The following is a 22612-nucleotide window of genomic DNA, read 5'->3' as shown; positions in this document are numbered from 1 at the left end:
GCGACGGCGCAAATACATCCGACACATTTGTGTCTCCAGATGCGCCGTCGTCGCGGGCAAGCGGATCGCCGCCCGGGCGCTCCTGCTGGCGTTAACCCACAACGCGCACCGGGGCGCCGGCGAAGAACGCTGTGGCGTTTTCCGCGACCTGGCTGACGATGCGCTGCCGTGCTTCGCGGGCACCCCAGGCGCTGTGCGGGGTGACGATCAGGCGCGGGATGTCACCGGCCAGCAGCGGGTTGCCCGTCACGGGAGGCTCGACACTCAGAACATCCGATGCAGCACCGCCCAGATGACCATTGCGCAATGCATCGGCCAGTGCCTGTTCGTCGATCAGGCCGCCACGCGCGGTGTTGATGATGAACGCGCTCGGCTTGAGCAGGCTCAGCTCGTGAGCGCCGATCATGTTGCGGGTCTGGTCGTTCAACGGGCAGTGCAAGGTCAGCGCATCGATCTGCGGTAACAGCTCGGCCAGCGGAATGCGGTCCGGGCGCTCCGGTCGTCCCGGAATCTGCCCGAGCAGCACGCGCATACCGAACGCCTCGGCCAGTTTCGCCACCGCACTGCCCAGTTCGCCGTGGCCCAACAGCCCGAGCGTCTTGCCCTCCAGCTCGACGATGGGGAAATCCAGCAGGCAGAACTGCGAAGATTTCTGCCACAGCCCATGCTGCACGGCGTGCTGGTAGTCCGGCAGGCGGGTGGCGAGTGCCAGCAGCAACAAAAGGGTGTGCTGGGCCACCGATGGCGTCCCGTAACCCTGGCAGTTGCACACCGTCACGCCATGCTCCCGCGCCGACACAAGGTCGACGTTATTGGTGCCGGTGGCGGTGACCAGAACCAGTTTCAGCTCTGGGCAGGATGCGAAAGTATGTGCGTCGATCACGACCTTGTTGGTGATCGCCACCTGCGCGCCCCGCAACCGCTCGGCTACCTGATCGGGCAGGGTGCTCGCATGCAGCTGCAGTTCGGCGAAGCTCTGATGCAATGCGCCGAGATCCAGATCACCCAGATCCAGCGAGGTATGGTCGAGGAAAACTGCTCTGCCGGTATTGCTCATAGCTGTACCTTTTGTGCCGTGAATGGGAAGCGTAAGGTAATGAGCCTACCAGAGCCGATGCTCGTCAACATTCCAGGAGGGCTCATGTATTGGGCAGAATTTCTCACCGTTGCCCTGATTCACTTGCTAGCAGTCGCCAGCCCCGGCCCTGACTTCGCCGTCGTGGTGCGCGAGAGCGTTACCCATGGACGCAAGGCCGGCACCTGGGCCGCGCTGGGCGTGGGCTCGGCGATCTTTCTGCATGTGGGTTATTCGCTGCTGGGTATCGGCTTTATCGTGTCGCAGTCCATCGTGCTGTTCAACGCGCTGAAATGGGCCGCTGCCGCGTACCTGCTGTACATCGGCTTCAAGGCACTGCGTGCCCGACCGGCCAAGCCGTCGGATGACGCACTCAAGGCCGCGCCAAGCGAGCGCAGCGCCAAAGGCGCCTACGTCAGCGGTTTTGTGACCAACGGCCTCAATCCCAAGGCCACCCTGTTTTTCCTGTCGCTGTTCACGGTGGTGATCAACCCGCATACGCCGTTGCTGGTCCAGGGCGGCTACGGCATTTATCTGGCCGTGGCGACCGCCGCCTGGTTCTGCATGGTGGCGCGGCTGTTCAGCCAGGCCCGGGTGCGGGCCGGCTTCGCACGCATGGGGCATTGGTTCGACCGGGCGATGGGCGGTGTGCTGGTCGCGCTGGGCCTGAAGCTGGCGCTTACCGAGGTGCGTTGACCCGCGCGTTACATCCTCGCTCGTCAGCAAATCATCCCTTTGACTGATGCGACTGGCGAGGGTGGGTTTCAGAGTCCATATTTCAAGCCTCGCCTGTGGACTTTGAAAAGGGACTCATATGTTACAGACTCGCGTTCTAGCGCCCGCCGACGGCGCTTACCAGTACCCGCTGTTGATCAAACGGCTGCTGATGTCCGGCAGCCGCTATGAAAAAACGCGCGAAATTGTCTATCGCGATTCTGTTCGCTACACCTATCTGACCCTTAACGAACGCATCTGCCGCCTGGCAAGCGCGCTGACGGCTGCCGGCGTCAAGGCCGGCGACACCGTGGCAGTGATGGACTGGGACAGCCATCGTTATCTGGAATGCATGTTTGCGATCCCGATGATTGGAGCCGTCATTCACACCGTCAACGTACGGCTTTCCCCCGAACAGATCGTCTACACCATGAACCACGCCGACGACCGGGTCGTGCTGGTCAACAGCGAATTCCTCGGGCTGTACAGCGCCATTCAAGGCCATCTGACAACGGTCGAAAAGACCATTCTGCTCACCGACTTGCCAGACAAGACCGCCGATCTGCCCAACTTTGCCGGCGAATACGAAGAGCTGCTGGCTGCCGCGAGCCCCGATTACGTGTTCGAGGACTTCGACGAGAATTCGGTGGCGACCACGTTCTACACCACCGGCACCACCGGCAACCCCAAGGGCGTTTACTTCACCCACCGTCAGCTGGTGCTGCATACCCTGGGCGTGGCGACCATCATGGGCAGTATCGACAGCGTCAGGCTGCTGGGCACCGACGACGTGTACATGCCCATCACGCCGATGTTTCACGTGCATGCCTGGGGCGTGCCTTATGCCGCGACCATGCTTGGCCTCAAGCAGGTTTATCCGGGCCGCTACGACCCTGAGTTGTTGGTGGAGCTGTGGCGCAAGGAGAAAGTCACTTTCTCCCATTGCGTGCCGACCATCATGCAGATGCTGCTCAATGCCAAGGCCGCGCAGGACACGGATTTTGGCGGCTGGAAGATCATCATCGGCGGCAGTTCGTTGAATCGCAGCCTGTATGACGCCGCCAAGGCCAGGGGTATCCAGCTGACTGCCGCTTACGGAATGTCCGAAACCGGTCCGCTGATCTCGGTGGCACACCTTAACGAGGAACTGTTCGCCGGCAGCGAAGAGCAGCGCATCGACTACCGGATCAAAGCCGGCGTGCCGGGCATGCTGGTGGAAGCGGCGATTGTCGACGCAGACGGCAACTTCCTGCCTGCCGACGGCCAAACGCAAGGCGAGCTGGTGCTGCGTGCGCCCTGGCTGACGCAGAGTTACTACCGCGAGCCGGAGAAGGGCGCCGAGCTGTGGGCCGGTGGCTGGTTGCACACCGGCGATGTGGCGACGCTCGACAACATGGGCTTTATCGATATTCGGGACCGGATCAAGGACGTGATCAAGACCGGCGGCGAATGGATTTCGTCGCTGGAGCTGGAAGACCTGTGCAGTCGTCATCCGGCCGTGCGCGAAGTTGCAGTGGTCGGAGTAGCCGATTCGCAATGGGGCGAACGGCCTTTTGCGCTGCTGGTATTGCGCGAAGGTCACAGCCTGGACGCGCAAGGTTTGAAGCAACACCTCACGCCGTTTGTCGAGCAAGGTCATATCAACAAGTGGGCGATTCCAAACCAGATCGCGCTTGTTACTGAAATTCCCAAGACCAGTGTCGGCAAGCTCGATAAAAAACGTATGCGTCAGGACATCATTGAATGGCAGAACACTGACAGCGCATTTCTGTCCAGGCTGTAACAAACGCCCGTGCCATGCCTGGCGGGCCCGGCAGGCGTGTGCGTAGTCGGGCCGCGAGCACTGCTTGCCAAATTTTCAATTTAAGCCATTCTGCGTTTCAGGCCTGTCGGAACCTCTCGGGAACCGGCGGGCCAGAGGCCTTCATGCTGCAAATCACACTTTAGAGGGATCAAGCGCAGCGGCCTGCTGGATATAGTCGGCACAGGGAATGAGCAAGAGCGAAAGCATGCATTTCGTGTTGTAGCCTCCGGGCTGTCTGAACGAGCTGTAACCGTCAGTTTCCGATTTCGATGGCTGGTCCGCTTTTTTGAAGTTCCCACTGCCATAACAATAAAGCACATGGAGTAGCGTCGATGACCACAGCAAACCCTTTCTGGCGCCGGGCGAAACTTCCCCTGGCAGTCAGCCTTGCCTCCTCGCTCGCCGGCCCGGCCTTCGGCGTTACTTTCAATGTCGGCGAAATCGAGGGCAGTTTCGACTCCTCGTTGTCGGTGGGTGCCAGCTGGTCGACCGAGAAAGCCAACAAGAATCTCATCGGTGCCAACAACGGCGGACGCGGCCTGTCGCAGACTTCCGATGACGGCCACCTTAACTTCAAACGTGGCGAGACCTTTTCGAAGATCTTCAAAGGTATTCACGATCTGGAGTTGAAGTACGGCGATACCGGCGTGTTTCTGCGCGGCAAGTATTGGTATGACTTCGAACTCAAGGATGAAAGCCGCGAGTTCAAGGACATCAGTGATTCCAACCGCAAGGAAGGCGCCAAGTCTTCCGGCTTCCAGTTGCTCGATGCATTCGTCTATCACAACTACGCCATTGCCGATCAGCCGGGTGCGGTGCGTTTCGGCAAACAGGTGATCAGTTGGGGTGAAAGTACTTTCATCCAGGGCGGCATCAACAGCGTCAACCCGATCGATGTTTCCGCCTTCCGGCGTCCGGGTTCGGAAATCAAGGAAGGCCTGATTCCGGTCAACATGTTCTATCTGCAGCAAAGCCTGACCGACAACCTTTCGGCTGAAGGTTTCTACCAGCTGGAGTGGGACCAGACGGTGGTCGACAACTGCGGCACCTTCTTCTCGCAGCCGGATGTTATCGCCGATGGCTGTGACAACAATCTCGCTGTGCTGCGCAGCCGCGCCGGCCTCAACAGTTCCCTGGCCGCGGCGGGACTGCCGGCTGCTGCGCGGGGCGCGATATTCAACTCGCTATCGCAGCAGGGCGTTACCTTCGGCAATCCCGACGAAGGCGCCATCGTGCGTCGCGGCCCGGACCGGGATGCGCGTGACGGCGGCCAGTTCGGTTTTGCCTTGCGCTACAACTACGAGCCGCTGGACACCGAGTTCGGCGCGTACATGATGAACTATCACAGCCGTGCGCCGATCTTCAGCGGACGGGGTGGCTCGGCGGCCTCGTTCAGTGCTCCGGGGCTCGTGGGTTCGCTGGTTCGAAATGGCATTCCCGCGTCGGTTGCGGTAGGTCTTGCACCGACCCTGCTGCCGCTGGTGGTGGCCGGCAACTCCAGCTACTACGTCGAATACCCTGAAGACATCCGCCTGTATGGTCTGAGCTTCTCCACCACGCTGGCGACCGGTACAGCGTGGAGCGGTGAGATCAGCTATCGGCCGAACGCGCCGGTGCAGGTCAACACCACTGACATCCTGTATTCGGGCATCACCCCGCTGAACCCGAACGTGTCGCTGTTGCCTGGGCGTCCCAATACGGATCAGCCGGGCTACCGCCGCAAGGAAATCACCCAGCTGCAAACCACGCTTACGCACTTCTTCGATCAGGTGATGGGCGCTGATCGTCTGACCGTGGTCGGCGAAGTAGGCTGGACGCATGTGGGCGGTCTGGAAAGCACTTCGGAAATCCGCTACGGCCGCGACCCGGTCTACGGTCCCGGCCCGCTCCCGGCCGGCCAGTGCGCTGTGCTCAACGCCGGCACGCTAACCGGCGCCGAGCAGAACAACCTCAGCCGTTATTGCGAAAACGATGGTTTCACCACATCCAACTCCTGGGGTTATCGCGCCCGGGCCATCTGGGACTACAACAACGTGTACGCCGGCGTAAACCTGCGGCCGAGCGTGGCCTGGTCCCATGACGTCAAGGGCTACTCGCCCGGCCCTGGCGGCAACTTCGAGGAAGGCCGCAAGGCGGTCAGCCTGGGCCTGGATGCCGAGTATCAGAATACATACACCGCGAACCTGTCCTACACCAACTTCTTTGATGGGAAGTACACCACGGTCGATGACCGAGATTTCGTGGCGCTCAGCTTTGGCATGAACTTCTAAGAACACGGTATCGGGATGACTATGAAAATGAAAATAACAAAGAGTCTGTTGCAAGCCGGGGTGTTGGGTGTGTCATTGCTGGCGACGGGGGTGATGGCAGCGGTACCCGAGTCCGAGGCGGCGAAACTGGGGACGACTCTGACGCCAATGGGCGCGGAAAAGGCCGGCAATGCGGCCAATACCATTTCCGCCTGGACACCAATGCCGGCCAACGCCGGCGCGGTGGACAGCAAGGGCTTCCTCGCCAACCCGTACGCCAGTGAGAAGCCGCTGTTCACGATCACCGCAGCGAATGTGGAGCAGTACAAGGACAAGCTGGCGCCGGGCCAATACGCGATGTTCAAACGTTATCCGGAAAGCTACAGGATTCCTGTCTACACCACCCATCGCGGCGCCACGGTGCCTGCCGAGGTATTCAACGCAATCCGCAAGAACGCCACCAGCACCCGAATCGTGGGTGGCGGCAGCGGTCTGGAAAACTTCGATACCGCAATCCCGTTCCCGATTCCCGCCAATGGCGTTGAAGTCATCTGGAACCACATCACGCGTTACCGTGGCGGGAGCGTACGGCGCTTCGTTACCCAGGCTACGCCGCAGCCCAACGGTTCCTACAACCTGGTGTATTTCAGTGACCAGTTCGTGTTCCGCGACCGGATGAAGGATTTCGATCCGAAGAACCCGGGCAATATCCTGTTCTACTTCAAGCAAGAGGTCACCGCGCCTGCACGTCTGGCGGGTGGCGTATTGCTGGTGCACGAAACGCTCGACCAGGTGAAGGAGCCGCGCTCGGCGTGGTTGTACAACGCCGGTCAGCGTCGCGTGCGCCGGGCGCCGCAAGTGTCCTACGACGGCCCTGGCACTGCGTCGGACGGGCTGCGCACTTCCGACAACCTCGACATGTACAACGGTGCTCCGGATCGCTACGACTGGAAGCTGATCGGCAAGCAGGAAATGTATATCGCCGCCAACAGCCACAAGCTTGACGATCCCAAACTCAAGTACGCCGACGTGGTCAAGGCCGGCCACATCAACCAGGATCTGACGCGTTACGAGCTGCGCCGCGTCTGGCACGTAACCGCGACCTTGAAGGAAGGGCAGCGCCACATCTATGCCAAACGTGACTTCTTCATCGACGAGGACACTTGGCAGGCGGCGGTCATCGATCATTACGACGGCCGTGGACAACTGTGGCGCGTAGCCGAGGCGCACGCCCAGAACTACTACGACAAACAAGTGCCGTGGTACGCGATCGAAACCCTCTACGATCTGCAGTCCGGCCGTTACGTAGCGCTGGGCATGAAGAACGAAGAGAAGAGCGCCTACCAGTTCGGCTTTACCGCCAGCAGCAGCGACTTCACGCCCAACGCGCTGCGCCAGGAGGGTGTGCGTTGATCTGATGTCCTTCGCGGAGGGAGCGTGCTTGCTGTGGGCGGCAATCCGACGATCTGGCGTTTAGCGGCAGCAAAACAAGCCGCACTGTACCAACTGATCTGCGGGGTGAACCGGACTGCTGCCGCTGCGCGGCAGATCGCAGGCAAGCCAGCTCCTACGCCCTTCGGGCAGAAGCGCACGCAGATCCTCACCAGTTGGATCGTCGCCCGGTCCGCTCCTACCCATCAAGCCCCGTCGTCGGGGCTTTTTTATGCCGAGGCATTCGGCTCGTAAATTGTAGGAATTTTGTTACAGAGTTATCGGATGTTGCCTTCAAAAGGCCGGGATTACCCGCTAGTCTCGGGACACAACCTGTTACGCCGAATAATGACTCCAATAAGAGCCGGCCATGACTGACCTGTCCCGAATGCAAGGATTTGCAGACAGCGCGATCTCCGCGCTGGAAGGGCGATACTTCCGTCCGCCACTGCCTGAAGGGCACGTGCCTCGTGCGCGGCTGTGCGAGCGGCTGGACGCCGGGCTCGCCGGGCGCCTGTTGCTGGTATGCGCACCTGCGGGTTTCGGCAAGAGTTCGCTGGCGGTGGAGTTCTGTCAGCGTCTGCCAACCGGATGGCAGAGCGTCTGGCTGGGTCTGAGCCAGCGTGACCGCGACCCCGGCCGTTTTCTGGAACGTCTGCTCGGCGGCCTTCAGCAGTTTTTCCCGCAACTTGGTACGCAGGCCATGGGCTTGCTGAAAATGCGCCAGCGCCACGAGCCGTTCGCTTTCGACGAATGGCTGGACGGGCTTCTCGATGAGCTGGCGATGCACCTGATGCTGAGCCGCCCGTTGCTGCTGGTGCTCGACGACTATCATCTGGCCCAGAGCCCGGTACTCGACCGCTGCCTGCAACTGCTGCTCAGCCACCTGCCGGCCGGTCTGGTGTTGCTGGTTACCAGCCGCCAGCGCCCGGACTGGCACCTGGCGCGCCTGCGCCTGTCGCGCCAACTGGTCGAACTCAACGAGCAGGACCTGCGCCTTACCGATGCCGAATCGCTGGCGGTGCTCGACAGCCGCAGCGGGACGATGGAAAGCGACGCCCTGCAAAGCCTGATCCGCCGCAGTGAAGGCTGGGTCGCCGGTCTGCGCTTCTGGTTGCTGGCCGCCACTGGGCCCGGCGACGAAAACGCTCGGCCACGCGCCTTGCACGACGGCGACGGGTTGATACGTGAGTACCTGCTGGAAGAAGTCATCGAGTGCCTGCCCGCCGACGTTCAGGCGTTTCTTTACGATACGGCCTGTTTTGAACGCTTTTGCGCCCCGCTTTGCGACGCGGCGCGAGACGCCCGTGACAGTGCCGAAATGCTCGGCTATCTCAAGGCTCATCAAGTTTTTCTGGTGCCGCTCGATGAAGAAGAACGCTGGTTTCGCTACCACCACCTGTTCTCGGATCTGTTGCGCACCCGCAACGCAGACCAGGCGCGCCACACTCATCTTCACCTGAATGCTTGTCGCTGGTTCAGCGAGCAAGGGCTGCTGGACGAAGCCGTGGAACAGGCCCTGCGCGCCGGGCATCCGGAAGTCGCGGCAAACCTGGTCCAGAACCTTTCCGAAGAGCAGCTTCTTTCCGAGCAGAACGTCGGCATGTTGCTGCGCTGGAAGCTCGACTTGCCCGACAGCCTGTTGACCAGCACGCCTCGGTTGATCGTGCTCTACGCATGGGCGCTGGCGCTGGCCTGTCAGCTGGATGCCGCCGAAGCGCTGGCCAGCCACTTGAGCCGATTCCTGCCGGCGCCCTCGGCCTCGGCGCAAAAGTCCATGCTTGCGCAGTGGCTGGCGCTGAGCGGCGTGATCGCACGCGGCCGTGGTGACAGCGAGCGAACCCGGCTTTATTGCGGCGAAGCCCTGCTGAGCCTGCCGGAAAAACGCTATGGCCAGCGTCTGGTCTGCCTGTCGACGCTCGCCAACCTGGCCATTGCCGACGGTGATCTGCTGCGCGCCAGGGCGCTGAATCGAGACGCGCTGGAACTGGCGCAGCGGGTGGCCAATCCCTTGTTCGAGGCGCTGGCGCATTACGACCGCGCCAGGGTCATGCAGGCGCGCGGCCAGATCCTCCGGGCGCTGGAAGAAGTCCGGCTGGGGCTGCAACGGCTCAAGGATCTGCCTGCGTCGAGGCTGTATGCCGTACGCGCCCGTCTGAAATTGTACGAAGGTTATCTGTTGACCATGCGCATGCAGACCGACGGCGGCCGCGTGCAATTGCTCGCCGGCCTGGCCGAGGCCCGTGCCTGCCGGGATATCAGCGTGCTGATCGGGCATTGTGTGATTGCCGGTCTGGAAGGGCGGGCCGGTCGTTTTCCTGAAGCCTTCGCCGAGTTGACCGAGGCCGAGCGGCTGATGCACATCTGGGACGTGCCGCCGATGTATTACCTGGCGATGATCACCCTGATCAAATGCGAGCTGTGGCTGATGCAAGGCCGCGTCGACCTGGCCGAAGCCTGGTTGCTGCGCCTGACTCAGACCTACGGCGGCGGGCTGCCGGCCGCCGCGCCGGAATGCCATCCACAGCTGGCCGAGCACATTGAGTTGCAACGCGCGGTACTGGAGCGTCTGCGCGGCGATCTGCGCACCAGCGGCCATCGCTTGCAGCAGCTTGACCAGCGGGCTCAGGAGGCGGGCGCATTGTTGCCCAGTCTTTACGCTGCGGTGCAGCGCATCAGCCTGCTGCTCGCTGATGCTCGCTGTGAAGAAGCGCGGGAGTTACTCGGACGCAGTCTTCACGTCGCGGCAGGCGGGGCACTTTTGCCCTTTCAGGCGCTGCTCGATGAGCATCCTCGCTGGTGCCGCGAGCAATTGCTGCGAGCCGCGCCATGCCCGGTGCGTGACTTTCTTCTGGAGCGGCTGCCGACACCGAATTGCGGTTGCCCGGCCACGGGCAATGACACGCTCAGCGTGCGCGAGCTTGGCGTGCTGCAGCTGATCGCTCAGGGCTGTTCGAACCAGGAAATCAGCGAGCAGTTGTTCATCTCGCTGCATACCGTCAAGACCCACGCCAGCCACATCAACAGCAAACTCGGCGTGGAGCGCCGCACCCAGGCCGTGGCCCGGGCCAAGGCGCTGGGCCTGCTATAGGCGGGCGCGCGTACGCCGCTGGCGCCCGATTATTCTCCGCTCCACAACGCCTCGACGTCTTCAAGCCCCCAGTCGGCAGGCAGTTCGATCTTGATGATCGAGTCACGCTCCTCCTGCCGGGCAAGGTCGATGACCTGCGGGGTAAACCGTCTGCCGGTTCGTGCCGACATGAAGGCTTTCACCCTGGGCAGCAACAGCGTCTGCTCATTCTGTTCAATGACGACAGCCAGCCGCCCGCTCTCCAGACGTACCAGCGCGCCGACCGGATAAATGCCGACCGTCTTCACGAAGTTCTGAAACACCACTTCGTCGAAGTGGCCTTTCCAGGACGCCATTTCACGAATCGAATGCGCCGCGCCCCAACCCTTTTTGTAAGGCCGGTCCGAAGTGATCGCGTCGTACACGTCGCAAACCGCACCCATTCTGGCAAAGATGCTGATCTGTTCGCCTGCCAGGCCATGCGGGTAACCGCTGCCGTCGAACTTCTCATGGTGGTGCAGACACACGTCCCGGACTATGGCGTTGACCTGCAGGCTGGCCTCTAGAATCTTCAGGCCGGCTTCGGGGTGGTGCTTCATGGCATCGTATTCTTCCGGCGTCAGGCGTCCCGGTTTGTTGAGGATCTGCGGGTCGATCATCATTTTGCCGACGTCATGCATCAGCCCTGCAACGCCGGCCTCGCGTATCTGCTCTTCCGGCATGCCCATGCGGCGGGCGAGCGCGACCATCAAGGCGCAGACCGCCACCGAGTGCATGTAGGTGTATTCGTCGGAAGTCTTGAGACGCGACAGACTGATCAGAGCGTGAGGGTGACGCAGGATCGAGCTGGAAATTTCCTCTACCAGCAGGTCTACGTCGTGCACATTCATGGCGCGGCCCATCTTGGCATCGCTGAACATGACCATGACCGCGCCTTTGGCCCGGTCGCAGATTTTACGGGCACGCCGTACTTCTTCTTCCAGGCTGGCGGGCCTGGTAGAGATCTGTTCAGCGCCAGCGCAAGCCACATCCGAAGGTGCCTTGCCGCGCCCGGTGTCGATCCAGACTTCCAGAGTGTCGGACTTCTGGATGCGTTCAAGTACAGCAGCGTCTCGCAGCACCACCTCGACCTGTTCTATCCAGAACGGATCATCAATAGAGGGGCGACAGAACTTGTGGATGTGCATCCCCAGGGTCAGTTCCGATACCCGGATTTTTCTCAGCATCTTCAGACCCCGCAGGCATCATCTGAGAGGCTGGACGAGACAGCAGCGAACGCAGCTACCCACGGGCGTATATCCAAACGGCAGTAAAAATTTTTGCAGTTGTCGCTGATCGACATGGTTTCACCTCGTACGACTCAAGGATCATCCTGATCTCGGAAGGCCAGTATACGGGGCGGGCCAGCGAAAAATCACAGGATTTTTCAACCGTCAATAAAGCATTATTCTGATTTATTTCAATAAAATCAGTGGTTTATGGGTTTCAAATAATTGACGCCAAACAGCCGGCAAAAAATATTGAATAAAAGCTCCAGAAGCGGAGTTCGTTCAGCCGACCTATATATCCAAACGGATGAATAGTGGACTGAGCGACTATCCGCGAAGTTCCAGATGCAGGCAGCCGTGTCGTCAGATTCCGCTTTCGACGGCCAGCGTAGTGGGCAACCGGTGATAACGCCTGCCGAAATAAACCAGCACATCCGCTTCGTTCTGATGACGGATGTCCAGTACCTCACAGAACAGGATGTCGTGGGTACCGACGCTGACCGAGTGGCTGACTTTGCAGTCGAAAGCCAGTTTGGCATTTTCCAGGATCGGCGCCCCGGTTACGCCCGTAGTCCACTTGCCACAGGCAAAACGTTCCCGCTGCGGGGTCTTGCCGCCAAACAGGTTGGACAGCGCCTGCTGCTCGTTGCCCAAGGTGTTTACGCACAGCGTGCCGTTTCCAAGGAATGCTTCGTAGACCGAAGCATTGCGGTTAATACACACCAGCAGCGTAGGCGGTTGATCGGTCACGCTGCACACTGCGGTCGCGGTAAAGCCCGCGCGTCCGCAGGGGCCGTCCGTGGTGATAACGTTGACCGCCGCCGCGAGGCTGGACATGGCATCGCGAAACTCCTGGGCGGCGACCGGTGTGGCCGCAGTGGGCAGTGCATCGCTGACTTGAGTGCTGTGCATGGGAATCTCCTTCAGATCAGAGCGGGTGTCGACCGGGTGCGGGCGTTGAGGTAATCGAGCAGGGCAAGACGAAATGGCTGCGGATCGCTGATGCTGGAAGCGTGGCCGCCGTACTCCAACAGGACCAGTTCCGCGTCGCGCAGGGTGTCCGCCAGGTGCTTCGAGCGTTGCCAGGGCACCAGCATGTCGTCGCGGTTGGCGATCAGCAGCGTCGGCACCTTGATGCTCCGCAGGCGCGATTCGATATCGAACGTTTCCAGAGCATGAATCCGGCGCAGAAGGTTTTCCGTATCCGGAAAGTGCTCCAGCGCATGTTTTTCGTCGGCAGCCAGCCGTTCGGTATTGGCGGCGATCCAGTCCGCCGGATACAGGAACAGCGCCTGTGCCTGGACGTAAGCGTCGGGCCCGCAACCGGCGAGCAGTTTTTTGCGCAGTGAAAAGCAGCGTGTACTGTGCGGGTTCGGGCTGCTCCAGGCGTTGATCAACACCTGGCTTTGCAGCAGCTCGGGGCGCAGCAACGCCAGCTCCAGCCCGACCAGCCCTCCAAGCGCGTGCCCGATGAAGTGGCAACGCGCGATGTCCAGCGAATCCAGCAGAGCGAGCAGCTCCTCGGCCATGTGCCTGATCGAGTAGCCCGCCGGCAGGGTCGCCGGGCTTCGTCCGGTGCCGGCGTGGTCGTAGACCACCACGCGGTAATCGCGCCCCAGCACAGACAGGTCGTCCGCCCAGTAACGACTGGAGCCGCCGAGCCCCGGGCTGAGCACCAGCGTCGGCGCGTCGGCATCTTGAAGACCATGGATTTCGTGATACATGCGCGTCTCCCCGGTCAGCCGATGTGAACGATGCTGGCGATTTCGATCAGTGCATCGGGTTTAACCAGTCCGCACTGAATGCAGTAGCGGGCCGGTTTTTCTCCGGCGAAGTATTCGGCGTAGACCGCGTTGACCTTGGCGTAGTCGGCCCAGTCACGAATCATGATCATGTTGAACGTCACGTCGTCCAGCGTGCCGCCAGCGGTTTCCACCACACCTTTGATGGTTTCCAGCACATGCCGGGTCTGGGCGGTCGCGTCCCCGACATGCACGACGTTATTGTCCTTGTCGAACGGCAGCGTGCCGGAAACGTAAAGCACGCCGTCCGCCATGGAACCTGGGACGAAAGGCGCGAGTGGAGTGCCGGTGCCTGCAGGGATAATCGCTTTCTTGGTCATGCTGGTCTCCTTAAGAAGGTTGCCCGGCCGGGCGGAAGGTGGCGCAGAAGTCATCGACGCTGGAGACCCAGCCGAAGAAGGTTTCGATGTTGAACAAGGCCGCCTGCTGGGCGAACTCGGGGCCGGCCTGATGAGTGGCGTCGGCCAGCACCACGCCGAAATACTCAAGGTGGAAGCCGTCGCGCAGGGTTGATTCGACGCATACGTTGGTTGCGATTCCGGTGAACACCAGATTGCGGATACCGCGACTGCGCAGCACGCTGTCAAAGCCGGAGTTGAAGAAGCCGCTGTAACGCGTCTTGGGCACCACGATGTCGCCCGGTTGCGGCTTCAGCTCATCCACCAGGTCGTAATCCCAGCCGCCTTTGGCCAGCAGCTTGCCTTCCAGCGCCGGGCGTTTGCGCATGGTTTTCAGTGCGTTGGATTTGTACCAGTTAGGCGAGCCGGGGCCGCCTGCCTCGACATAGGCCGGGTCCCAGCCATTCTGAAAAAAGATCACCGGAATGCCGGCTGCACGGGCGGCGTCGCAGGCCTTGTTGATATTGGCGATGACGGGCGCGGTGCTGCTGACGTCAAACCCTGCCAGATCCAGATATCCGCCAAGCGACGCATAGGCGTTCTGCATGTCGACGACTACCAGTGCGGTCTCGGCAACCTTCATGTGCAGCGCTTCGGGGCGGGCCGGCAAGTTGCAGGAAGGCCGGCTGTCGTCTGGCGTGACCAGACCGGCGAGGGTGGCAGGCGCGTTCATCAAACCACCTCCTTGAGCGGCGATACGTGTCGGCGACTGGTCATCAGCGGCTGGATCTTCTGGCCGAAGTCTTCGACGCCTTTGACGAAGTCATCGAACGTCAGCATGACGCCCTGGGTGCCCGGAACCGTGGCCACTTCATCGAGCATGCGTGCGACGTTTGCCCAGGAACCGACCAGCGTGCCCATGTTGATGTTGACTGCCGATGTCGGGTCGGCCATCTGCCGCAGATTCGATCCGGCGCTCTTGTCCGCCGCGCCTTTTTCACTCAGCCAGGCGATGGCTTCCTCGTCGGCGCCTTCCTTGATGTGCTCCCAGCGGGCTCGCGCGGCCTCGTCGGTCTCGTCGGCGATGACCATGAACAATACGCAGGACGTCACATTGCGACCTGTTACGGCGTTGGCTTCGATCAGTTTCTGTGCGGTTGGTGCGAAAGCCGTCGGCGTGTTCACGCCTTTGCCGAAGCAGAAGTTGTAATCGGCGTACTGCGCGGAGAAGGCCATGCCTGCTTCGCTCTGGCCGGCGCAGATCAACTTCATGTCGGCCTGCGGACGCGGGCTGACGCGGCAATCCTGCATGGTGAAGTGCTCGCCCTTGAAGTCGCTGCGTCCGGTGCCCCAGAGGTCGCGCAGCACTTGAGCGTATTCGCCCAGATACTGGTAGCGCGTGTGGAAGAACTCGTCGCCCGGCCACATGCCCATCTGCTCGTATTCGGGTTTCTGCCAGCCCGTAACCAAATTGACGCCGAAGCGGCCGTTGGAGATGGAATCGATGGTCGACGCCATCCGCGCAACGATGGCGGGCGGAATAGTCAGCGTAGCGACTGTGGCAAACAGCTGGATTTTGCTGGTGACCGCAGCCAGGCCGGCCATCAGTGTGAAGGACTCTAGATTGTGTTCCCAGAACTCGGTCTTGCCGCCGAAACCGCGCAACTTGATCATCGACAGCGCGAAGTCGAAGCCGTAGTGCTCGGCTCTTTGCACGATGTTCTTGTTCAGTTCGAAGGTGGGCTTGTATTGCGGAGCATTGCTGGAGATCAGCCAGCCGTTGTTGCCAATGGGGATGAAAATACCAATGTCCATGTGAGGCCTCGCTGCGTGGGTCGATGAATGCCGTGAGAGGAGCGGCACTGCAATCGCTGTTTGCATATAGCGGGCCATATTTTTTTATCGTTATTATTCAACTACTTGAGAGTTAAGTTCCTCAATATCGGACCATTTGGTCTGAATTAGAGCACTTGGTTTGTGCGTCGTGCACGCTGTTGGAGCGTGTTTCGCTTGCAGTCGGGGCAGGGCTGGCAAGGCGAACCGTCATATCGACAAAACGCCCGCGCCCGTTAAGATGCCCGCTCATTCCGGCATCACTGGTTGGATCTGCGTGAACAAGAAGCCTCCCGTGACCGAGCCCGCCAAGCGCGAACGCAAGGTCCTGCCCAAAACTCAGCCCAAGCCTAAAGCGCTGCCCAAAATCACAGCGTCGGGCAAAGCCAAGGCCTCGACCAAAACCAAGGCCTCGACCAAGGCAACTCGTGAGCCTAGCGCCGAATCCCTCAAGCGCCGCCTGCGGGTCATGGAGAGCAAGCGCGCGACGATTCTCGATGCCGCGCTGGAGGTCTTTTCCCGTTTTGGCGTGCATGGCACCAGTCTGGATCAGGTGGCGAGCCTTGCCGATGTATCCAAGACCAACCTGCTGTATTACTTCAGCAGCAAGGATGACCTCTACCTCAGCGTGCTCCGGCAGCTGCTGGAAGTCTGGCTCAAGCCCCTGGTGTACTTCACCGCCGACAAGGACCCGGCCGAGGCGATTGGCGCTTATATAAGAGCCAAGCTGGAGATGTCCCGCGATCATCCGGCCGAATCGCGGCTGTTCTGCATGGAAGTAATGCAAGGCGCACCGCTGATACAAGGCGAGCTGCAGCATCCGTTGCGAGACACGGTGGAGAAAAAGGTAGCCGTAATCCAGCAGTGGATCGACGCCGGGCAACTGGCACCGGTCAATCCTCATCACCTGATCTTTTCGCTGTGGGCGACCACTCAGCATTACGCGGATTTCCGGACCCAGGTGGAAGCGGTCACCGGCAAGACCCTCAACGACCCCGAGTTCTTCGAAGAGGTGCTCGCCAGCCTTATCAGCATGATTCTGGATGGCATCCGGCCGCGAACCTGAAAAGCGCACGCGCCGCGCGCAGCGCACAAACCAAGTGCTCTGAATCGGACCGTTTGATCTGCTTTCTTCCCACGATATGACCGAAGTCATTGTTACCAGACGAGTTTTCTGTAGTGGCATGGATGCTGCTTTGGACCTGACGCAAGAGGTCAGGCCCTTACCTACAGGAAAACGTCTATGTACAAGAAACTGTTGCCCGGAACATTGTGTGCAGCTGTAGCGTTGGGGATGGGCAGCCTTGCCCAGGCTGAAGGACTCACGCTCAAGGGGCCGGCGAAAATCGCCATGGTCTATATCAGCCCGCGCAACGACGGCGGCTGGACCCAGGCGTTCGACGAAGCCCGCGTGAAGCTGGAGAAAGAGCTGGACCAGAAAATCCAGTTCGTCGAGAGCGTGCCGGAAAACGCCGCCGCCATCACGCCAGTGGTCGACCGTCTGATCGCGCGCGGCGCCAACATCATCGTTGGCACCGCATTCGGGTATTCGGACACCTTCCTGAACCTGGCGAAAAAATACCCGGATGTCGCCTTTCTCAACGGCTCCGGCACCACCAACGCCGCCAACCTTGAATCCTTCTACGGTCGAACCTACGAAAGCCAGTACCTGTGCGGCATGGCGGCAGGCGCGGCGTCCAGATCCGGCAAGCTGGGTTTCGTGGCGGCCAATCCGTTCGGCCAGGTTAACTGGACCATCAACGCGTATGAGCTGGGCGCGCGGCAAATCAACCCCGACGCAACGGTGACGGTGATCTATACCGGCGCCTGGAACGATCCGGTCAAGGAGCGCGCTGCGACCATGGCCTTGATCGACAATGGCGCGGATGTGATCGGCCAGCACGTCGACAGCCCGACACCGCAGATTGTCGCTCAGGAACGCGGCGTTCACGGCACCGGTTACCATCGCGACCTCAGCGAGTTCGCGCCCAAGGCAACCATCTGCTCGTCGAAGTGGGTCTGGGACCGGTTCCTGGCGCCCGAGCTCAAGAAAGTCATGGCCGGCAACTGGACCCCGACACCCAACGGCGCATTGCTGTCGATGGAGCAGGGCGGCACCGATATCAGCCTCACCGGCGATCCGGTGATCTCCGCCGAACACCGCCAGCGCATCGAGGCCGAGCGCGCGCAGCTGCTGGCGGGCAAGAAGATTCTGTACAGCGGGCCAATGGCCGACCGCGATGGCAAAGAGCGTATTGCCGCTGGGCAGAGCATGGCCGATCCGGAACTGTGGAAGATGGACTGGTTCGTTCAGGGCGTGAAGACCCAGCAATGAGCCAGGCCAACGCGCTTCAACTCATTGGCATCAGCAAATCCTTCGACGGCTTCAAGGCCCTGAGCGACGCTGATTTCACCGCGCGCTGGGGTGAGGTGCACGCGCTGCTGGGCGAAAATGGCGCGGGCAAGTCGTCGCTGATGAACATTGCCGCCGGGCTGTATGCCCCCGAAACCGGCGCGCTGTTGATCGATGACAACCCCGTCCGGCTGGGCGGGCCGAAGGATGCCAGCGCTCACCGGATCGGCATGGTTCACCAGCATTTCAAGCTGGTGAAACCCTTCAGCGTTGCGCAGAACATTCTGCTCGGCCTTCCCGAGCAGTTGGGCGAGGGCAGCTATGGCAAGCGTCTCGCCGCCCTCCAAGAGCGGATCAGCGCCAAGGCTCGGGGGCTGGGGTTCGTGCTCGATCCTCGGCAGATCGTCGACACCCTGTCGGTGGCTGAGCAGCAACGGGTGGAAATCCTCAAGGTGCTGCTGGCCGGCGCGCGAATCCTGATCCTCGATGAACCTACCGCGGTGCTCACCGATCAGGAGGCCGAGCGCCTGCTGGCGACCGTGCAGGCCTTTGCGCGGCAGGGCGCGGCGGTGATTCTGGTTACTCACAAGATGGCGGACGTCAAACGCTACGCCGACCGCGTGACGGTGATGCGCGGCGGACGGACGATTGAAACGCTCAACCCACAGCACGTCAGTGTGGAAGAACTGGTGCGCCTGACGGTTGGCGAGTCGGGTGCCGCCGTCACCGATCATCCTTGCGCGACGCCCGGCGAAGCGCGCCTGCAGGTGCGCAACCTGCGCAGCCTGCCAGGCAGCGGCCCGCTCGATGGCGTCGACATGACCCTGCGCGCCGGCCAGATCTACGGCATCGCGGGCGTCGGCGGCAACGGTCAGGCCGAGCTCGCCAATGCCTTGATGGGCCTGCCGCAGCCGACCGAAGGCGAGATTCACCTGGCACAGTTCGGCGACCTGCGCACCGCCTCGACCGAGCAGCGCCGTGAGCTGCGCATTGCCTCGATCCCGGCGGACCGATATGGCGCCGCGTTGGCAGGTTCATTGTCGATCGCCGAAAACTTCGGCGTCGGCAATCTGCACAGCGGTCGCTACGGTTCGTTCTGGCGCATGCGCTACCCGCGTCTGCAGCAGGATGCCCGGCAGGCGGTCGCGGATTTCGACGTACAAGGGGTGCGCTCTCTGGAACAGAAGGCTGCGCTGCTGTCGGGCGGTAACGCACAGAAGCTGGTGATCGCCCGCGAATTCAGCCGCGACCCGCAATTGGTGCTGGTTCACAGCCCCAGCCGTGGTCTGGACGTACGGGCCAGCCAGGCCGTGCATGGGCGCCTGCGCGCTGCGCGTGACGCGGGCGCGGCGGTGCTGGTGATCAGTGAAGACCTGGACGAGGTATTGGCTCTGGCCGACCGCATCGGTGTGATGAACCGCGGGCGCATCGTCGCCGAGTTCGACCGGCCGGCGGATCGACAGGCGATTGGCAAGGCGATGGTGAGCCATGACTGAAACGACACTGCAACAAGCTGCGCCGGCCCGGCAACCCTTGCTTGGACGCCGCTACGCGCTGGAGCTCCGCCAGCAGACACCCTGGCCGCTGCAAGCGTTGATCATTTCCCTGGCGCTGGTTCTGGGCCTGGCGATCTGCACGCTGATCCTGATTTTGGCCGGCGTGCCGGCTGGCGAACTACTCAACGAGTTCGTCATGCAGACGGTGTTCGATGCCCAGAACTTCCGGGCGGTTCTGTTTCAGGCTGCGCCGATGATCATGGTCGGACTTGCCGGATGCATGGCCTTCCGTGCGCGTTTCTGGAATCTGGGGCTCGAAGGCCAGATGATCTGGGGCGGTATCGGCGCCACGGCGATCTCGCTGTTCCAGATCGGGCCTGAATTTCTAAGGTTGCCGCTGATGGCGCTGGCCGCTCTGGTCTGCGCGGTGCTCTGGACGCTCGGCCCGATCCTGTTGAAGCTCAAGTGGCAGGTCAATGAGATCATCTCGACGCTGATGCTCAATTACATTGCCGCCAACTTCCTTTTGCATCTGGTCTATGGCAGCTGGAAGGACCCGCGTGACAATTTTCCCTACTCGCCAGCGTTTCAGGGCTTCGAACGACTGCCGGACCTGTTTGATGGCTACAACCTGGCGATCGTGTTGGCGCTGATGGTCACCGGGCTGACCCTTTGGTTCATCGGCGTGTCGCGTGGCGGCTTCTATCTGCGCTTCGTCGACGCCAACCCCAGGGTCGCCAGTGCGGTGGGCGTGCCGGTGGGCAAGATGATTGTCGGCACGGTCGCGCTTTCCGGAGCGCTGGCCGGCCTGGCCGGTTTCGTGGTGACCGCCGGGCAGGAAGGCCGCTTGACCCAGTCGTTCTACCAGGGATACGGCTTTTCCGGGATCCTGATTGCCTTTTTGGCCCGCAACAACCCGGTGGCTGCAACAGTGGTCGCCTTGCTCATGGCCATGCTGTTCGTGGCCGGACGCAATCTGCAGGTGTTCTACCAGATCCCGTTTTCAATGGTGCAGTTGATCCAGGCCATCCTGGTGATCTGTGTCGCGTCCTCGGACTTTTTCATACGCCACCGCCTGCGCCGCATCCAGGCCGGAGACCGCTGATGGATCTTATCGCTCACTGGCTGGGCAGCGTCCCGGACTTCGCCGTGCCTTTTGCTCTTGCGGCACTGGGCCTGATCCTGATCGAACGAAGCGGCGTACTGGCCCTGGGCGCCGAGGGCCTGATGCTCGTTGGCGCGCTGGCCGGTATCGGAATGCAGCTGGGTCTCGGGCTGCCCGGGCTTTCGTTGCTGGCGTCGATGGCCGCCGCCAGCGCGGTGTCCTTGTTGTTTGCACTGATGGTGCTGGTGCTGCGCATCAATCAGGTGATCGCGGGACTTGCGCTGGTCTTTTTCTGCCAGGGCCTGACCGGCCTGCTGGGCACGGTGCTGGGCTGGACTAACCGTCCGGTCAGCGGCTTGCAGGCCGTGGAGTTGTGGCCGCTGTCGGATTTACCGGTGGTCGGCAAGGTGTTCGTGCAGAACCCCGTTGTGTACCTGACGGCGCTGATATTCGTCGCAGTGGTCTGGCTGCTGGCGCGTACTCGCACCGGGCTGCGCCTGCGCGCGGTGGGCGAAAATCCGCAGGCGGCCGACGCTGCGGGAATCGCGGTGTTGCGCTACCGCCTCCTGGCGATCATTGCAGGGTCGGCTCTGATGGGGCTGGCGGGCGGGTTCATTGCGGTGCTCAGCACCAAGATGTGGATCGCCGACATGACCGGCGGGCGCGGCTGGATTGCGGTGGCGCTGGTGATCTTCGCCCGCTGGTCGCCGTGGCGGGCGCTGGCCGGTGCGCTGCTGTTCGGCGGTATAGAAGCGCTGATTCCGCAACTGGCCGCCACCGGGGTGCGCTTGCCACAGTATTTCGTGCTGATGACGCCTTACGCGGTCACGTTGCTGGTGATGGTCTGGGTGGCCATGAGCAAGCGTCAGGCCAGCAGTCAGCCGGGCGCTTTGGGAGAGCCCTACATTCGCGAGGAGAGGCGCTGAAGGCCGGGCGCGTCGTCGGTTCAGGCCGGGTTAAGGAATTTTTTCCGTGCTCCGTGCTCTAATCCGCTCATTAGCGTCCGTAAAATCAGGAGTTTTCCATGTTGACCTCGCGCCGTTTGATTCTGGCTGCAACGGCAGTAGCCATGCTGTCGGGATGTGCATCCAACAACCCGTATGACAATCAGGGCCAGGCGCAGAACTCCGCCGGGATGAGCAAGACCGCCAAGTATGGCGGTCTCGGTGCTCTGGCAGGTGCCGTGGCCGGCGCCGCCATCGACCACAACAGCCGCGGCAAGGGCGCGCTGATCGGTGCCGCCGTAGTAGGTGCCGCGTCGGCCGGTTACGGTTACTACGCCGACAAACAGGAAGCCGCGCTGCGTGAAAGCATGGCCAACACCGGTGTAGAAGTGCAACGCCAGGGCGATCAGATCAAGCTGATCATGCCGGGCAACATTACCTTTGCTACCGACTCTTCGGCCATCGCCAGCAGCTTCTATTCGCCGCTCAATAACCTGGCCGGCTCGCTCAAGCAGTTCAACCAGAACAATATCGAGATCGTCGGTTATACCGACAGCACCGGCAGCCGCCAGCACAACATGGATCTGTCTTTGCAACGCGCCCAGAGCGTGGCGACTTACCTGACGTCGCAGGGTGTTGACCAGACTCACCTGTCGGTGCGCGGTGCCGGTCCCGATCAGCCGGTTGCCAGCAACGCCGATGTCAACGGCCGCGCCCAGAACCGTCGCGTCGAGGTCAACCTCAAGCCGATTCCGGGTCAGCAGTACGAGCAGTATCAGCAGTAACCAACACCACGTGTAGACGCTTTTGTGGGGGCCAGCTTGCTGGCGACAGCGAAGAGGCCGGTCCTGAGAACAGATATCTTGCGTAGTCACCGCCGCCTTCGCCAGTAAGCTGGATCGGTGCCCACCGCCTCCCTCGGCCCCCAGTCATAGCCAAGACCTGTAGGGGCCAACTGTCTTACACCCACCGCTGATCAACGGTCAGACAGACTGCATCCACCGTACTTGCTGCCGCTTCGCGCCAGATCGTCGGATTGCCGCCCACAGCAAGCTAACTCCTACGCCCTCCGGGCAGAAGCGAATTCCGCTTTTGATTCTGCCCGGAGGGCGTAGGAGCGGACTTGTCCG

General features: G+C 61.5%; 19 protein-coding genes. 12 read left to right on the top strand and 7 right to left on the bottom strand.

All coding sequences use genetic code 11. The features are described 5' to 3' along the window. Positions 1-91 precede the first annotated feature (91 nt). Complete coding sequence (locus J3P77_RS18215; RefSeq protein WP_434677974.1) at positions 92-1057, bottom strand: 2-hydroxyacid dehydrogenase; 966 nt, start codon at positions 1055-1057, stop codon at positions 92-94. 84 nt (positions 1058-1141) lie between these two features. Between J3P77_RS18215 and J3P77_RS18210 the strand changes: the two genes are divergently transcribed. From J3P77_RS18210 to J3P77_RS18185, 6 genes are all read left to right on the top strand, one after another. Continuing rightward, positions 1142-1771, top strand: a complete 630-nt coding sequence (locus tag J3P77_RS18210) for a LysE family translocator (protein ID WP_434677973.1) — start codon at positions 1142-1144, stop codon at positions 1769-1771. A 118-nt stretch (positions 1772-1889) separates the two neighbouring features. Further along, positions 1890-3572: a fatty acid--CoA ligase gene (locus J3P77_RS18205; protein WP_434677972.1), complete on the top strand. Its 1683-nt coding sequence runs from the start codon at positions 1890-1892 to the stop codon at positions 3570-3572. Positions 3573-3925: 353 nt separating this feature from the next. Further along, complete coding sequence (locus J3P77_RS18200; RefSeq protein WP_434677971.1) at positions 3926-5863, top strand: DUF1302 domain-containing protein; 1938 nt, start codon at positions 3926-3928, stop codon at positions 5861-5863. Positions 5864-5890: 27 nt separating this feature from the next. Beyond that, positions 5891-7255 carry a DUF1329 domain-containing protein gene (locus tag J3P77_RS18195; RefSeq protein ID WP_434677970.1) on the top strand — a complete coding sequence of 455 codons (1365 nt, stop codon included), beginning with the start codon at positions 5891-5893 and terminating at the stop codon, positions 7253-7255. Positions 7256-7279: 24 nt separating this feature from the next. Beyond that, the gene (locus J3P77_RS18190) at positions 7280-7528 is read left to right on the top strand and encodes a hypothetical protein (RefSeq protein WP_434677969.1); all 249 of its coding nucleotides are present in this window, start codon (positions 7280-7282) and stop codon (positions 7526-7528) included. Between the two features lie 115 nt (positions 7529-7643). After that, the gene (locus J3P77_RS18185; RefSeq protein WP_434677968.1) at positions 7644-10364 is read left to right on the top strand and encodes a LuxR C-terminal-related transcriptional regulator; all 2721 of its coding nucleotides are present in this window, start codon (positions 7644-7646) and stop codon (positions 10362-10364) included. A gap of 29 nt (positions 10365-10393) precedes the next feature. On the opposite strand, the gene J3P77_RS18180 is transcribed toward J3P77_RS18185, so the two are convergent. From J3P77_RS18180 to rutA, 6 genes are all read right to left on the bottom strand, one after another. Next, positions 10394-11569 carry an HD-GYP domain-containing protein gene (locus J3P77_RS18180; protein ID WP_434677967.1) on the bottom strand — a complete coding sequence of 392 codons (1176 nt, stop codon included), beginning with the start codon at positions 11567-11569 and terminating at the stop codon, positions 10394-10396. Between the two features lie 405 nt (positions 11570-11974). Further along, positions 11975-12523, bottom strand: coding sequence for an NADH-dependent FMN reductase RutF (gene rutF / locus J3P77_RS18175; RefSeq protein WP_434677966.1), 549 nt, complete (start codon positions 12521-12523; stop codon positions 11975-11977). Positions 12524-12534: 11 nt separating this feature from the next. Continuing rightward, positions 12535-13335, bottom strand: coding sequence for a pyrimidine utilization protein D (gene rutD, locus J3P77_RS18170; protein ID WP_434677965.1), 801 nt, complete (start codon positions 13333-13335; stop codon positions 12535-12537). A 14-nt stretch (positions 13336-13349) separates the two neighbouring features. Further along, a complete protein-coding gene (gene rutC / locus J3P77_RS18165; RefSeq protein WP_434677964.1) occupies positions 13350-13733 on the bottom strand; it encodes a pyrimidine utilization protein C in 384 nt (127 codons plus the stop codon). Positions 13734-13743: 10 nt separating this feature from the next. Continuing rightward, positions 13744-14484 carry a pyrimidine utilization protein B gene (rutB, locus tag J3P77_RS18160; protein WP_434677963.1) on the bottom strand — a complete coding sequence of 247 codons (741 nt, stop codon included), beginning with the start codon at positions 14482-14484 and terminating at the stop codon, positions 13744-13746. Further along, positions 14484-15566, bottom strand: a complete 1083-nt coding sequence (gene rutA / locus J3P77_RS18155; RefSeq protein ID WP_434677962.1) for a pyrimidine utilization protein A — start codon at positions 15564-15566, stop codon at positions 14484-14486. Before rutA ends, rutB begins: the two co-directional genes overlap by 1 nt. A gap of 289 nt (positions 15567-15855) precedes the next feature. Between rutA and rutR the strand changes: the two genes are divergently transcribed. From rutR to J3P77_RS18125, 6 genes are all read left to right on the top strand, one after another. After that, positions 15856-16650, top strand: coding sequence for a pyrimidine utilization regulatory protein R (gene rutR, locus J3P77_RS18150; RefSeq protein ID WP_434682054.1), 795 nt, complete (start codon positions 15856-15858; stop codon positions 16648-16650). A gap of 177 nt (positions 16651-16827) precedes the next feature. Further along, on the top strand, positions 16828-17919 hold the full coding sequence (locus J3P77_RS18145) for a BMP family ABC transporter substrate-binding protein (RefSeq protein ID WP_434677961.1): 1092 nt from the start codon (positions 16828-16830) through the stop codon (positions 17917-17919). Beyond that, positions 17916-19433, top strand: a complete 1518-nt coding sequence (locus tag J3P77_RS18140) for an ABC transporter ATP-binding protein (RefSeq protein ID WP_434677960.1) — start codon at positions 17916-17918, stop codon at positions 19431-19433. The genes J3P77_RS18145 and J3P77_RS18140 overlap by 4 nt, the downstream gene beginning before the upstream one ends. Further along, positions 19426-20538, top strand: a complete 1113-nt coding sequence (locus J3P77_RS18135) for an ABC transporter permease (protein WP_434677959.1) — start codon at positions 19426-19428, stop codon at positions 20536-20538. The genes J3P77_RS18140 and J3P77_RS18135 overlap by 8 nt, the downstream gene beginning before the upstream one ends. Further along, a complete protein-coding gene (locus tag J3P77_RS18130; RefSeq protein ID WP_434677958.1) occupies positions 20538-21464 on the top strand; it encodes an ABC transporter permease in 927 nt (308 codons plus the stop codon). Before J3P77_RS18135 ends, J3P77_RS18130 begins: the two co-directional genes overlap by 1 nt. Before the next feature lie 98 nt (positions 21465-21562). Beyond that, positions 21563-22267 (top strand): OmpA family protein, encoded by a 705-nt coding sequence (locus J3P77_RS18125; RefSeq protein WP_434677957.1) that lies wholly within the window; start codon positions 21563-21565, stop codon positions 22265-22267. Positions 22268-22612 lie beyond the last annotated feature (345 nt).

The organism is Pseudomonas sp. R1-18 (assembly GCF_051132095.1).
GTDB lineage: Bacteria > Pseudomonadota > Gammaproteobacteria > Pseudomonadales > Pseudomonadaceae > Aquipseudomonas.
The sequence above is the reverse complement of the archived record's forward strand: the minus strand, read 5'-3'. Positions and strand labels throughout refer to the sequence as shown.

Bases quoted from the DNA above. Each gene is read 5' to 3' on its own strand.
- rutF (WP_434677966.1), bottom strand. From the start codon at position 12,523: ATGCACAGCACTCAAGTCAGCGATGCACTGCCCACTGCGGCCACACCG.
- rutD (WP_434677965.1), bottom strand. From the start codon at position 13,335: ATGTATCACGAAATCCATGGTCTTCAAGATGCCGACGCGCCGACGCTG.
- J3P77_RS18135 (WP_434677959.1), top strand. From the start codon at position 19,426: ATGACTGAAACGACACTGCAACAAGCTGCGCCGGCCCGGCAACCCTTG.
- J3P77_RS18125 (WP_434677957.1), top strand. From the start codon at position 21,563: ATGTTGACCTCGCGCCGTTTGATTCTGGCTGCAACGGCAGTAGCCATG.
- J3P77_RS18205 (WP_434677972.1), top strand. From the start codon at position 1,890: ATGTTACAGACTCGCGTTCTAGCGCCCGCCGACGGCGCTTACCAGTAC.
- J3P77_RS18215 (WP_434677974.1), bottom strand. From the start codon at position 1,057: ATGAGCAATACCGGCAGAGCAGTTTTCCTCGACCATACCTCGCTGGAT.
- J3P77_RS18140 (WP_434677960.1), top strand. From the start codon at position 17,916: ATGAGCCAGGCCAACGCGCTTCAACTCATTGGCATCAGCAAATCCTTC.
- rutB (WP_434677963.1), bottom strand. From the start codon at position 14,484: ATGAACGCGCCTGCCACCCTCGCCGGTCTGGTCACGCCAGACGACAGC.
- rutA (WP_434677962.1), bottom strand. From the start codon at position 15,566: ATGGACATTGGTATTTTCATCCCCATTGGCAACAACGGCTGGCTGATC.
- J3P77_RS18130 (WP_434677958.1), top strand. From the start codon at position 20,538: ATGGATCTTATCGCTCACTGGCTGGGCAGCGTCCCGGACTTCGCCGTG.
- J3P77_RS18185 (WP_434677968.1), top strand. From the start codon at position 7,644: ATGACTGACCTGTCCCGAATGCAAGGATTTGCAGACAGCGCGATCTCC.
- J3P77_RS18180 (WP_434677967.1), bottom strand. From the start codon at position 11,569: ATGCTGAGAAAAATCCGGGTATCGGAACTGACCCTGGGGATGCACATC.
- J3P77_RS18145 (WP_434677961.1), top strand. From the start codon at position 16,828: ATGTACAAGAAACTGTTGCCCGGAACATTGTGTGCAGCTGTAGCGTTG.
- J3P77_RS18195 (WP_434677970.1), top strand. From the start codon at position 5,891: ATGAAAATAACAAAGAGTCTGTTGCAAGCCGGGGTGTTGGGTGTGTCA.
- J3P77_RS18200 (WP_434677971.1), top strand. From the start codon at position 3,926: ATGACCACAGCAAACCCTTTCTGGCGCCGGGCGAAACTTCCCCTGGCA.
- rutC (WP_434677964.1), bottom strand. From the start codon at position 13,733: ATGACCAAGAAAGCGATTATCCCTGCAGGCACCGGCACTCCACTCGCG.
- J3P77_RS18210 (WP_434677973.1), top strand. From the start codon at position 1,142: ATGTATTGGGCAGAATTTCTCACCGTTGCCCTGATTCACTTGCTAGCA.